The following is a 12,360-nucleotide window of genomic DNA, read 5'->3' on the forward strand; positions in this document are numbered from 1 at the left end:
TTTTGTAACTTTAAATTAAGCTAATACCAAATTTATGAACGGTTAAATATTTTGTAGAAAATACTAATTTCCGAATCCGCTTGTTGGATGAAATTTCGTATTTGACTTTCAGTAACTGAAGATTCACATTTCAAGTAAATATATTTTAGACTACCAAAACCTCTAATGTTATCTACATTAAAAGGACGCATTAAATCTGAAGCCGATTTAATATTGATAGTTATCATTTCAACACGCTTAAATAAGTCATTGTCTGAACTTAATATGTTGAATGAATTAGTGTCTTTTAGCTTTACTACTTTTGGCTTTTGGCCTTCAGTAACTTCAATTATCTGATTGTTTTTAATATAAACAGAAGGTTCCAAATCATAGAGCAAATCTTCTGGATACGTTGTAACTCGCGTTGATGTTCTAGACATACTTTGGCTGTCCGTATTATCAGGGAGTTGATAGATAGGGTTTTCTTGAGCAAAACTGCTACTTGTGAAAACAACTAATAACGCACACACCATTACTACGGTTGTTAACGTCATGTTCATTCTATTTTTCATAATTATTGATATATTAATTCTTTAACTTATTGGTTTTCAAAAGCTATAAAATCAGTTCAATTAAATCGTATAAATAGTAGTTAAACCTTTTTAGGGCTCAACAATACATTTATTGTTCTAAAAAATATTGAGGGAAGAGCATGCTTGCATGCGAATGGATTAAGTTTTTTAGTTTGATTTGGGATCATCTTGATTAATAGCTTACATCACAAATAAAATGCGATTAAATCAATCAATCAAAAAAAAATGTTAAATCACTTATAAATTCGATTAAAGGATTTCGCTAAACACTTAGTCGATAAATAGATATAATTAATCGACAGTACTTTTTGAGAATAACCGAATGCTGTGTTCTAAAAAATTAGGATATTGGATGGATGTAGGTCAATTTTTTCATGTAATTTTAGGTTGATTAATAGCGTTTAATTTTAAATTCTGGTGCAATGTAAGTCATTTGTCTGATTTAAGCAACACTTAAACGATAAAAATTACTTTTAAACGATAAAATATGAAAACTCTCACATTAGTACGACACGCCAAATCATCTTGGAAACTTAATCTTCCAGATCATCTTCGACCATTAAAAATGCGAGGGTTAACAGATGCTAACAACGTTTCTAACCACTTAAAAACCACTAATTTTTGTCCCGATTTATTATGGTCTAGTAATGCTGTGAGAGCGCAAAGTACTGCTGAAATTTTTATAAAAACCTTAAATATACCTTCAGAAATTTGCCATTTTAATCATGAGTTATATGATTTTTCAGGTGAATACCTCACCTTTCATATTAAAAATTGTCCAGATGAAATAAATAGTCTTATGGTATTTGGACATAATGATGCCATTACCAATTTTGTAAATGCATTTGGAAGTGAACGGATAGAAAATGTACCAACATGTGGTTTGGTAACTATTATTTTTAATTGTGATTCTTGGCAAGAAATAACTTCGGGAGATACCAGTCGGATTATTTTTCCGAAGGACTTAAGACAATAAATTTCAAACCCTATAATTAACAATTTAACGAATTATTAATACCCAGAAATTCCATACAATACAATATATTTGTAACATAACTAAAAAATTTTAATGGCTAAACAAGTACAAGAAAATCGTTATATAAATAGAGAAGTTAGCTGGCTACAGTTTAATGATCGGGTGTTACAAGAAGCTGATGATGAAACCGTTCCGCTAATTGAACGACTCCGATTTTTAGGTATTTTTTCTAATAATTTAGACGAGTTCTTTAAAGTACGTTACGCTACTGTAAAACGCATTGTAGAAGCTGGAAAAGGGGGTAAAAGTGAACTTGGTGGTATAAAAGCCAATGAGTTATTAGATATTATCACCCAAATAGTTATTAAGCAACAGAGTGATAGTTTAGAAATTTTAAGTAAAATTCATAAGCAACTAGAGGATGAAAATATTTTCATTATTAATGAAAAATCCATCCAACCGTCTCAACACGAATTTATAAAAAATTACTTTCATCAAAAGGTTAGTCCTGCTTTGGTGACTATTATTTTAAGTGATTCTGTAGAACTTCCAAACTTAAAAGATAGTGCGGCATATTTAGCTGTTAAGTTGAGTATGAAAGATAATGAAAATCAATATGCACTTATTGAAATTTCAAAATCTATGGATCGTTTTGTGGTTTTACCAAAACAGGATGATAAAAACTTTATTATCATGCTAGACGATTTATTGCGTTACTGTTTGGATGAGATCTTCGATATTTTTGACTACGATGTCATTTCTGCTCACATGATAAAAATTACGAGAGATGGTGAATTAGATTTGGAAAGTGATTTAAGTAAAAGTTTTATTGAAAAAATATCAGATAGTGTTAAACATCGTCAAATAGGAGAACCCGTCCGGTTTGTTTATGATAAAACCATAGATCAAGTTACCTTATCCTATTTAATGGATAAAATGAATATTGAATCTACAGATAGTAAAATTCCAGGTGGTCGTTACCACAACCGTCGGGACTATATGGATTTCCCTAGTTTAGGACGTACCGATTTACTGTATTCCAAAATTGAAGCATTACCTGTAAAAGGATTGAGTTTTCAGGAAAGTATTTTTAAATCCATAGCGCATAAAGACTTTTTAATTCACACACCATATCACACGTTTTCGTACATCGTTAAGTTTTTACGTGAAGCCGCTTTAGATCCTAAAGTATCTACTATTAAAATTACTATTTACCGATTAGCTCAAATTTCGCACGTAGCCAGTTCCTTAATCAATGCTGCCAAAAACGGTAAAAAAGTAACGGTTTCCATTGAAATTCAAGCGCGTTTTGATGAGCAAGCCAATATTGATTATGCCCAGCAAATGCAAAATGAGGGAGTGCATTTAATTTTTGGTGTTCAAGGCTTAAAGGTGCATAGTAAAATGTGTGTCATAGAGCGTGAAGAAGAACATAAAATTAAACGCTACGGATTTGTTAGCACAGGCAATTTTAATGAATCTACCGCCAAAATTTATACGGATTACACCTTATTTACGGCCAACCAGAAAATTTTAAAGGACATTAATAAAGTCTTTAGTTTCTTTGAAATTAATTATAAAATATACCGCTATAAGCATATTATTACGTCCCCTCATTACACGGAAAAAGCATTTTTCCGACTTATTAATGGGCAGATTATCAACGCATCTTTAGGAAAGCCAGCTCAAATTCGGTTTAAAATGAATAGTTTATCTAGTTATAAAATGGTGGATAAATTATATGAAGCCAGTCGGGCAGGTGTTAAAATTCAAATGGTTGTTCGTGGTATTTGTTGCTTAATTCCTGGTGTGCCAAATATGAGTGAAAACATTGAGGTAATAAGCATTGTAGATAAGTTTTTAGAGCATTCTAGACTTTATATTTTTGGTCCTGATGATGATGCACAAATCTACATTTCATCGGCTGATTTAATGACTAGAAATATTGAAAATAGAGTAGAGGTAAGTTGTCCAATTTATGATGAAGATATTAAGCAGGAATTATTAGACAATTTCGGTATTTTCTGGAGTGCAAATGTTAAAGCACGGATTCTAAACGAAACGCAAAATAATCAGTATAAAGAAAAGAAAGAACCTATAGTTCGTGCGCAATTCGCTATATATGAGTATTATTTAAACAAATTAAAAAGTTAGCATGCTAACCATTAAAAAATATGCAGCAATAGATATTGGTTCCAATGCCGTTCGGTTGCTGATAGCCAATATTATTGAAGAAAAAGGAAAACCTACACGCTTTAAAAAAAGCTCCCTGGTTCGTGTTCCAATTCGTTTAGGTTCGGATGTGTTTATGAAAGGTAAAATTTCAAAACACAATGGCGAACGATTATTAGATACCATGCAGGCATTTAAACTCCTTATGAAATCTCATAACGTGGTTAAGTATAAAGCATGTGCCACATCAGCGATGCGAGAAGCTAGTAATGGTGATAAAATTACAAATCGTATTTTTAACAATACCGAAATTAAAATTGATACCATTAATGGGGAAGAAGAAGCTGCAATTATCGCGGCAACCGATTTAAATTCCTACATTGATGCTAACAAAACCTATTTATATGTAGATGTTGGTGGTGGTAGTACGGAGTTTACAGTAATTCATAATGGGGAATCTATCACCTCGCGTTCTTTTAAAATAGGAACGGTTCGTTTATTAAATGACATTGTTAAAAATGAAACCTGGAACGAATTGGAGCAGTGGATTAAAACCCATACCCAAGCTTTTGAAAAAATAGATGTTTTGGGTACTGGTGGAAACATTAATAAGATATTTAAAATTTCGGGTAAAGCTATAGGAAAGCCTTTAACCTATTTCTATTTAACGTCTTATTATAATATGTTGCAAACGTATTCTTATGAAGAACGTATTTCAGAACTCGATTTAAATCAAGATCGGGCCGATGTTATTATTCCTGCAACCCGTATTTATTTATCTGCAATGAAATGGTGTGGTGCCAAGGATATTTATGTGCCAAAAATTGGTTTGGCAGACGGAATTATTAAAAGTATCTATTATGATACGGTTTCGAGCAATACACAGTAAAAAACATGCAGTTTGTCTTTTTATTATATTATATTTAATAAAATAATTTATATTCGCTAGAACTAAATCAATTTTAAGACCGCATTAAAACTTTTATAATCATGAAAAAACAAGTACTCTTAATAGCTTTTGTAATTATTGCAACTGTTTCTTACGCGCAAAACGCCATGTATGGTGTGCGTGCAGGCATAAACGTTTCAAATTTAGATTTTGAACCAGATGCCACTTTTGATAATCAACACCGTAATGGTTTTGCCATTGGTTTCTTTGGTGAATATGATTTATCAGCATCAATAGCATTAGCTCCAGAAATTCAGTTTTCTGCCGAAGGTGCTAAGGATAGAAGTTTACGCGTAGATTATATTCAGGCGCCTATTTTATTAAAATTCAGAATTGGCGATAGATTATCACTTGGAGCAGGTCCATTAGTAGGTGTTAAAATTCATGAGTTTGAAGATGGCTACAGAAACTTTAGCTTTTCAGGTGTTGGTGCTTTAGAATTCATGATTACAGATGAATTCTTTATTGATGCAAGATACCACTATGGTGTCACTAATATTTTAGATGATAATCCAGCTAATTTAGAAGCTAAAAATACCAACATCCAAATCGGAATTGGTGTGAAAATTTAACTAATTAACCAATTATATTTTTTAAAAACTCCAATGCTTTTTAGTATTGGAGTTTTTTGTTTTAACCGTGAATAGTTTCAGATTTACTTAAATCCTTCATTATTTCGGCTTCAAAATCTAATAAATCATTCCATTTTTTATCAACTTCCTTACGGTCACCATATTGTCTGGCAAAACCTAAAAACATGGTATAATGATTGGCTTCACTCACCATTAATTTGCGGTAAAATTCTGCCAATTCTTTATCTTCTAATTCTTCCGAAAGCAAACGGAAACGTTCACAACTTCTAGCTTCAATTAAAGCAGCATATAATAATCTGTGAACTAATTGTGTGGTACGACTGCCTCCTTTAGGGAAAAAGGTAATTAATTTTAAAACATATTCATCCTTACGGTCACGACCCAAAGTCCATCCATGATCTAAAATCCGATCGTGAACCATTTTAAAATGACTAATTTCTTCTTTAACCAACGCAATCATTTCCTGCACTAATTCCGTGTATTCTGGAAAACCAACAATAAGCGAAATGGCTGTACTTGCTGCTTTTTGCTCGCAGTAAGCATGATCCGTTAATATATCTTCAATATTCTTTTCTACAATATTTACCCAGCGTGGGTCTGTTGGTAATTTTAATCCTAGCATGACTTAATTTTCAAAATTAGTTATATCAAATTCGCCGTTTGGTTGAATTTGTAATTGGTATTGTTTTTTTAAAGCGCGGCTTATATGCACGTAATAAAAGGCTATTTGTACAGCATCAGTTTCGGTTGATGGCGCATTGGGTAGTTGATTTACGTGCGCAGATTGTAGTGTCATCCTTTTTAAATCTGCTTCATGATGAGCAAATGTGTCTGTAAAGAATGATTTATCAATAGTTTTATTAAAAATTTCCTGATCTTCTTTAAATACAATTACCTGACTTTTAATGTCGCGATAATAGGTTTTGGAAATTATCGAGTCTGTTTTTGTAGTATCCAAAACTGAACGTTCCATATCCGTATAGGTTCTAATTTTTATATGGAAACCGTTGGCAAGAAGGGTATCTGTTTTAACCTCTGCATAGGTTTCTGGTACATAGGTTATGGTTTCAGAAAATGAATCTAATAACTCGGATTCATGTAGAATTTCTTGCGGTGTTTTATGCAAGCGATCACGACCATCACATGCTGCAAAAACCATGGCAATAGCAACTAATATAAATAGACTTACATGTTTCATAAGAATTTAAAAATCTAACCCAAAAGTTTTTTTCAAAACATCAATAGCTGGGTTTTTTTCTTTGAGTTTTTCAAACTGCTCTTCCGTGGTATAAGCATATTGCTTTTCCATTTCTTCGTTAATGGAAATGTCTAAATGGATATCGTAATTATTCAGCTCTTTTCTAATATAGCTCAACAAATCATATGATTCCCTTTCCACTTCTAGTTTATTGGTTGCATTCGGGAACTCCAATTGAATGGCATTTCCTTTTACTTTAGGAACATCAATGGATAATATAGAGGCCAAATTGAATTTTCCAGTCGCTTCCAATTCCTTTACAAACACATTCCAAACCGCTATAAGTTGTTCTTCGGTAAAAGAATCCTTCGGCAAATCCGTTTCATCTATAACGACATCCATTTGCCGGATTTGATGTTCTTTTTTAGCACGAATACTTTTTAAAGATAATCCAGACGTTGTTTTCTTTTTAGCGTCCAATGTAAGGACTGGTCGCGTTTCTTCAACTTTATGAACGGGTTGATTGGTTGTTTTATTTTCAACAGAAACCGGTTCAGCTTTGGTTGGTGTAGTTGGTGGATTGCTGGCTACAGCTTGTTTGCTTACTGGAATTGGCTTGATGCCAATCTTCGCAAAGTAACTCGGTGGAATTATAAAGTTTTTAGAATTTTTTTTTTCTCCATCGAAAGTGATAGAGGCAAGTTGCATAAGGCAGAGTTCAACGAGTAATCGTTGGTTTTTACTGGACTTGTATTTCAGATCGCAATCGTTGGCTAGTTCTATACCTTCAAATAAAAGTGCTTGGCTTGCTTTTCGCGATTGCTCTAAATATTTGACTTGCGTTTCTTCGCCTACCTCTAGTAATTCAACCGTACTTGGATTTTGGCAAACTAATAAATCTCTAAAGTGAGATGCTAATCCTGCTATATAATGATGACCATCAAATCCTTTCGCTAAAATACTATTAAACTGTAAAAGTAATTCTGGTATTTTATTTTCAAGAATTAAATCGGTACTCGTAAAATAAGTTTCGTAATCAAGAACGTTTAGGTTTTCAGTAACGGCTTGGCGTGTTAAATTTTTACCTGAAAAACTTACCACACGATCAAAAATAGATAAGGCATCACGCATAGCACCATCGGCTTTTTGAGCAATGATGTGTAAGGCATCATCTTCAGCTGTAATACCTTGTTCGTCTGCAATATATTTTAAGTAAGATTTGGCATCTTTAACTGTAATCCGTTTAAAGTCGAAAATCTGACAACGCGATAATATGGTTGGTATAATTTTATGCTTTTCCGTAGTAGCTAAAATAAAGATACAATGCTTTGGTGGTTCTTCTAATGTTTTTAAAAAGGCATTAAAAGCCGCTTGAGATAACATGTGGACCTCGTCAATAATATAAACTTTATATTTCCCGACTTGTGGTGGAATGCGGACTTGATCCGTTAAGTTTCTAATATCGTCTACCGAGTTATTAGAGGCAGCATCTAGCTCAAAAATATTAAAAGCAAAATCCTCATCCGCTTTCTCTGTACCATCACTATTAATCATTTTGGCCAAAATACGTGCACAAGTTGTTTTACCAACACCACGTGGACCCGTAAACAATAAACCTTGTGCCAAATGATTGTTTTCAATGGCATTTAATAAGGTGTTTGTAATAGCCTGCTGACCAACAACGTCTTTAAACGTTTGTGGTCTGTATTTACGTGCTGATACTACAAAGTGCTCCATGGATACGATTGGGTTTGCTTATTTTAGGTGCAAACTTACGGTGAAACAAAGTTAAAAAATCCACGGGTAAATTACATCAAAGTCTTGTTAATTTAATAGGAGTTATTAACAGTAATTAACTTTTGAGCGGTAATCACATTGTGGAAAAACAGGTTAACTAGGTTTTATTCTGAAATTTTAGAAAAAGTATTTTTTAAAAGGACGCGCATAATAACAATGGCAATTGGCATTATTAAGATTTTAATCTAAAATAAATAATTTATATTTACAGGATAACAGTGACTCAAAACGTAGGATATCCTGACATATTTACGGGATATACCTAATAAAAGTTACTATTTAACGAGTTGCCAATAATTATGACCAACACCACGAATGAAAGAAATCTACGAGCCTAAATTTGTTGAAAAGCTATTTGACAAAATGAGTAGTTCGTATTCAAAAATGAATTATATAACCTCATTTGGATTTAGTGAAAGATGGAGAAGACAATGTGTTGAGGAAATTGAAATCGAGAAAGGAAAAACAGTTGTCGATTTAATGACTGGAATGGGCGAATGTTGGAAACATATTCTAAAAAAATCGGACAAAAATTCAAAATTAATCGGACTTGACTTCTCAACCGAAATGATAAATCGTGCGGAGAAAAATAAAGGAAAGTTCGAAAAATCAAAAATTGAAATTCTTAAAGAAAACGTCTTTGAAAACTCAATTGCAAACGAAACAGCGGATTTTGTCATTTCGGGTTTTGGATTAAAGACATTTAATGACGAGCAACTTGGAAAATTAGCAAACGAAATTGACCGAATTCTAAAACCAAACGGAAAATTTTCGCTAATTGATGTTTCTGTTCCAAATAGTAAATTTCTAAAGCCATTTTATATGTTTTACTTGAAAAATATTATTCCGATTTTAGGAAAATTATTTCTTGGAAGTCCCGAGACTTATAGAATGTTAGGAGTTTATACGGAAGAATTTGGAAACTCAAAAAATGTTCATCGGATTTTTAAAAAACAGGATTTCGAAGTTGAATATGTGGAATATTTTTACGGTTGTGCAAGCGGAATCAAAGGACGGAAAATAAAATAACTATTGGCAACACCGTGTATAATTAATGGCTGGTTCTCGCCTACTTACGAAAATCCTCGCGGATTTTCTATTCGGTTTTTATTTGCTAAATTAGGTGCTTAAACCACGCCACTAATCATACACAAAACCGTTGGCAACAAGCTAAAGACATCCGAACATAAATTAAAATGAGTGGAAAAAACATACATTCTGAACCTTTTGATGGAGGAACAATAAGGAAACTCGAAATATTTGAGGATTATGCTCAAGCTTGGATTCCAACATTCTTACCACAACCTCACTTTGGCGAAATTCATATATTTGACTTTTTTTCTGGACCAGGTTATGATTCGAATAATATAGCTGGTAGTCCAATTCGCCTTTTAACCAAAATAAATGAACATTTAGGCAACATTTTAAAAACTAAAACTAAAATTGTTTTACACTTCAATGAATTTGAGCCTAATAGAAAAGCACAGAATAAATTTGACCTACTCAAACAGAATTGTAAAGATTTTATTTCGCAAAATCCAAAATTCAAGTATTTCCTTACTGTAAACTATTACAATGAAGATGCAGAAAAATTATTCTTCAAATTAATTCCAACAATTAAAGAATATCCATCTTTAGTCTATTTAGACCAAAATGGTGTGAAATTTATATCCCAAGAATATATTGATGAACTTGAAAGATTAAATACAACAGATTTTATCTATTTTGTTTCATCATCTTTTTTCAGAAGATATGGAATGACAGAAGAATTTAAAAAAGCTTTAGAAATAGATATTAAGGAGTTGGAAAGTGAGGAGTATCGAAATATGCATCGTTTAGTTTTCAATAAAATCAATTCTAGACTTCCAAAAAATTCTGAATTAAAATTATTTCCTTTTTCAATAAAGAAAAAGAGAAATATTTATGGAATCATCTTTGGAGCAAAGAACTATGCAGCAGTTGATAAATTTTTGAAAATAGCTTGGAAAAGAAATAACTTAAATGGAGAAGCTGATTTTGACATTGATGAAGATAAAAGTAAAATTCAACTCGATATGTTTGAGGGTCAAAAATTAACAAAAGTAGAAAAATTTAAAAACGAATTAGAGACCAAACTTTTAGAAAGAAAAACTGTTACAAATAAAGCTGTTTTGATGTACACTTATTTAAATGGTCATATTCCACAACACGCAGTTGATTTAATAAAACTAATGAAAAAACAAGGAAAATTAGAATATGAAGGAAAATCACCTTTCTTAAATTATGTAAATGTCTTTAGAAAAGATAATATTGTAACTTATAAAATAATCTCAAAGTAAAATGGCACAATCAAGTATAGAATGGACAGAAATGACTTGGAATCCGACAACTGGTTGTACAAAAGTTTCCCAAGGTTGTAAATTCTGTTATGCAGAAATTATGTCTAAACGACTTCAAGCAATGGGAGTTGAAAAATATAGAGATAATTTCGAAGTTCGCACACACGAATCTGCACTTAAAACACCTTATACTTGGAAAAAATCTAAAGTAGTTTTTGTAAACTCTATGAGCGATTTGTTTCACGAACAAATACCTCTAGAATTTATAAAAAAAGTTTTTAAGGTTATGAATGAAAATCCTCAACACGTTTTTCAAGTATTAACTAAAAGAGCAGAAAGGTTATTAGAACTACATAAAGAATTAAAATGGAGTCATAATATTTGGATGGGAGTTTCAGTTGAGGAACAAAAAGTAGAAAACAGAATTGACTTTTTAAGAAAAACCAATGCAAGAGTAAAATTTCTATCACTTGAACCATTAATTGGAGCACTTCCGAATCTGAATTTAGAAAATATAGATTGGGTTATTGTTGGTGGAGAAAGTGGACATAATCCTAGACCAATGGATGCTGACTGGGTAATTGATATTCAAGAACAATGTGAAAAGGCAGATGTTGCATTTTTCTTCAAACAATGGGGAGGAAAAAACAAAAAGAAAAACGGAAGAGAATTAAATGGTCGAACCTATGATGAAATGCCCGAAATTGAATTGCAACATAGCGTCTGAAAAGAAAAGCCAGTTGCCAACACCGTATATAATTTATTGCTTGGTTCTAGCCTACTTACGAAAATCCTCGCGGATTTTCTATTCGGTTTTTATTTGCTAAATTAGGTGTTTAAACCACGCAACAAACCATATACAAACACGTTCTACGCAATTTGACTAACCATTAAACCCAGAGAATAAATTGACAATTTTTTACATAATATTAGCATTAGTCGGAATTTTTGTGATTTTCGGAGTAATTGGAACTATTCAAGAAAAGAATAACCCAAAATTGAAAGAGTCTAAATCGACTAAAAAACCTCAAAATCGAACAAATAAAACTTTACCGACTGTTCAACAATTAGTTGACGAAGTAAAAACAATAGAGGATTTTAAAAAATTACGAACTGCCTTCAATCGAGCGGAAAAAAGTTACGAAAACAGTCAAACTGACAATCCACAAATTGAAAAAAAATACAGAATTTACGATGATGCTTTTTGGAAAGCGAGTGACAAAATTCTTTATCGACAGTTCGTTCCTGATTTGGATTTGAATATGTCAAAAGACAAAATCGAAAATGCGTATAAAATCATTTCAATTGCGGAATATGAAACTGTACGAAATGAAATTGGCGGAACTGAATACGAATGGACTGAAATATCTGCGAACGACTTTATAGAAAAGGAATTTGAGAAAAAACCAATGTATTTTGACAGTTTGCCAAAGTTTCAGATTATAACAAACGACAACGAAAAAACATACGAGGAAAAAATAGAGTTGATAAACGAGTTTGGAAAATCGAATAAACCATTTGTTGACGAATTTTTTCACGGACTTAAACCAAATGAACTCGGAATTGAATGGATTAAGGAAAAATTACAGGAATTTGGAATTCCTATGGTGGACAAAGTTTATGAACTTGGTTACACAACACCAAAAAAAGTTTTGGAAATTGACATTGAGGAAATGAAAAATATCAGCGGATTTGGACCAAAGAAAATTGAGCAATTGAAACAAGCAATCGAACGAATAAAAACTGCGTAGAACAACGTGTATAATTAATGGCTAGTTCTCGCCT

Annotated in this window: 12 protein-coding genes; 8 read left to right on the forward strand and 4 right to left on the reverse strand. The window is 32.2% G+C overall.

Annotation, left to right across the window (positions count from 1 at the left end):
- Positions 1 to 32: 32 nt before the first annotated feature.
- A complete protein-coding gene (locus GMA17_RS03570) occupies positions 33 to 533 on the reverse strand; it encodes a hypothetical protein (RefSeq protein ID WP_248399212.1) in 501 nt (166 codons plus the stop codon).
- Between the two features lie 526 nt (positions 534 to 1,059).
- Between GMA17_RS03570 and GMA17_RS03575 the strand changes: the two genes are divergently transcribed.
- The 4 genes from GMA17_RS03575 to GMA17_RS03590 all read left to right on the forward strand — a co-directional run bounded on the left by GMA17_RS03575 (position 1,060) and on the right by GMA17_RS03590 (position 5,241).
- Positions 1,060 to 1,548, forward strand: coding sequence for a histidine phosphatase family protein (locus GMA17_RS03575; RefSeq protein ID WP_248399214.1), 489 nt, complete (start codon positions 1,060 to 1,062; stop codon positions 1,546 to 1,548).
- Positions 1,549 to 1,641: 93 nt separating this feature from the next.
- Positions 1,642 to 3,702 (forward strand): polyphosphate kinase 1, encoded by a 2,061-nt coding sequence (gene ppk1 / locus GMA17_RS03580; protein WP_248399216.1) that lies wholly within the window; start codon positions 1,642 to 1,644, stop codon positions 3,700 to 3,702.
- Between the two features lies 1 nt (position 3,703).
- The gene (locus GMA17_RS03585; RefSeq protein ID WP_248399218.1) at positions 3,704 to 4,609 is read left to right on the forward strand and encodes a Ppx/GppA phosphatase family protein; all 906 of its coding nucleotides are present in this window, start codon (positions 3,704 to 3,706) and stop codon (positions 4,607 to 4,609) included.
- 101 nt (positions 4,610 to 4,710) lie between these two features.
- A complete protein-coding gene (locus tag GMA17_RS03590) occupies positions 4,711 to 5,241 on the forward strand; it encodes a porin family protein (protein ID WP_248399220.1) in 531 nt (176 codons plus the stop codon).
- A 61-nt stretch (positions 5,242 to 5,302) separates the two neighbouring features.
- Here the strand turns inward: GMA17_RS03590 and GMA17_RS03595 are convergent, their stop codons facing one another.
- From GMA17_RS03595 to GMA17_RS03605, 3 genes are read right to left on the reverse strand one after another with little or no spacing between them, the layout of a single operon-like run.
- Positions 5,303 to 5,884, reverse strand: a complete 582-nt coding sequence (locus tag GMA17_RS03595) for a tRNA-(ms[2]io[6]A)-hydroxylase (RefSeq protein WP_248399222.1) — start codon at positions 5,882 to 5,884, stop codon at positions 5,303 to 5,305.
- Between the two features lie 3 nt (positions 5,885 to 5,887).
- The gene (locus GMA17_RS03600) at positions 5,888 to 6,460 is read right to left on the reverse strand and encodes a hypothetical protein (protein WP_248399224.1); all 573 of its coding nucleotides are present in this window, start codon (positions 6,458 to 6,460) and stop codon (positions 5,888 to 5,890) included.
- Positions 6,461 to 6,466: 6 nt separating this feature from the next.
- The gene (locus GMA17_RS03605; protein WP_248399226.1) at positions 6,467 to 8,197 is read right to left on the reverse strand and encodes a DNA polymerase III subunit gamma/tau; all 1,731 of its coding nucleotides are present in this window, start codon (positions 8,195 to 8,197) and stop codon (positions 6,467 to 6,469) included.
- A gap of 375 nt (positions 8,198 to 8,572) precedes the next feature.
- Between GMA17_RS03605 and GMA17_RS03610 the strand changes: the two genes are divergently transcribed.
- From GMA17_RS03610 to GMA17_RS03625, 4 genes are all read left to right on the forward strand, one after another.
- A complete protein-coding gene (locus GMA17_RS03610; RefSeq protein ID WP_248399228.1) occupies positions 8,573 to 9,286 on the forward strand; it encodes a class I SAM-dependent methyltransferase in 714 nt (237 codons plus the stop codon).
- A gap of 167 nt (positions 9,287 to 9,453) precedes the next feature.
- Positions 9,454 to 10,575, forward strand: a complete 1,122-nt coding sequence (tcmP, locus tag GMA17_RS03615) for a three-Cys-motif partner protein TcmP (protein ID WP_248399230.1) — start codon at positions 9,454 to 9,456, stop codon at positions 10,573 to 10,575.
- Between the two features lies 1 nt (position 10,576).
- Positions 10,577 to 11,302 (forward strand): DUF5131 family protein, encoded by a 726-nt coding sequence (locus tag GMA17_RS03620; protein ID WP_248399232.1) that lies wholly within the window; start codon positions 10,577 to 10,579, stop codon positions 11,300 to 11,302.
- Positions 11,303 to 11,483: 181 nt separating this feature from the next.
- Positions 11,484 to 12,326, forward strand: a complete 843-nt coding sequence (locus GMA17_RS03625) for a hypothetical protein (protein WP_121667377.1) — start codon at positions 11,484 to 11,486, stop codon at positions 12,324 to 12,326.
- Positions 12,327 to 12,360 lie beyond the last annotated feature (34 nt).

This window comes from Bizionia sp. M204 (assembly GCF_023205095.1).
Lineage (GTDB): Bacteria > Bacteroidota > Bacteroidia > Flavobacteriales > Flavobacteriaceae > Algorimicrobium > Algorimicrobium hallyeonense.

Bases quoted from the DNA above. Each gene is read 5' to 3' on its own strand.
- GMA17_RS03605 (WP_248399226.1), bottom strand. From the start codon at position 8,197: ATGGAGCACTTTGTAGTATCAGCACGTAAATACAGACCACAAACGTTT.
- GMA17_RS03575 (WP_248399214.1), top strand. From the start codon at position 1,060: ATGAAAACTCTCACATTAGTACGACACGCCAAATCATCTTGGAAACTT.
- GMA17_RS03610 (WP_248399228.1), top strand. From the start codon at position 8,573: ATGAAAGAAATCTACGAGCCTAAATTTGTTGAAAAGCTATTTGACAAA.
- tcmP (WP_248399230.1), top strand. From the start codon at position 9,454: ATGAGTGGAAAAAACATACATTCTGAACCTTTTGATGGAGGAACAATA.
- GMA17_RS03585 (WP_248399218.1), top strand. From the start codon at position 3,704: ATGCTAACCATTAAAAAATATGCAGCAATAGATATTGGTTCCAATGCC.
- GMA17_RS03600 (WP_248399224.1), bottom strand. From the start codon at position 6,460: ATGAAACATGTAAGTCTATTTATATTAGTTGCTATTGCCATGGTTTTT.
- GMA17_RS03570 (WP_248399212.1), bottom strand. From the start codon at position 533: ATGACGTTAACAACCGTAGTAATGGTGTGTGCGTTATTAGTTGTTTTC.
- ppk1 (WP_248399216.1), top strand. From the start codon at position 1,642: ATGGCTAAACAAGTACAAGAAAATCGTTATATAAATAGAGAAGTTAGC.
- GMA17_RS03620 (WP_248399232.1), top strand. From the start codon at position 10,577: ATGGCACAATCAAGTATAGAATGGACAGAAATGACTTGGAATCCGACA.
- GMA17_RS03590 (WP_248399220.1), top strand. From the start codon at position 4,711: ATGAAAAAACAAGTACTCTTAATAGCTTTTGTAATTATTGCAACTGTT.
- GMA17_RS03595 (WP_248399222.1), bottom strand. From the start codon at position 5,884: ATGCTAGGATTAAAATTACCAACAGACCCACGCTGGGTAAATATTGTA.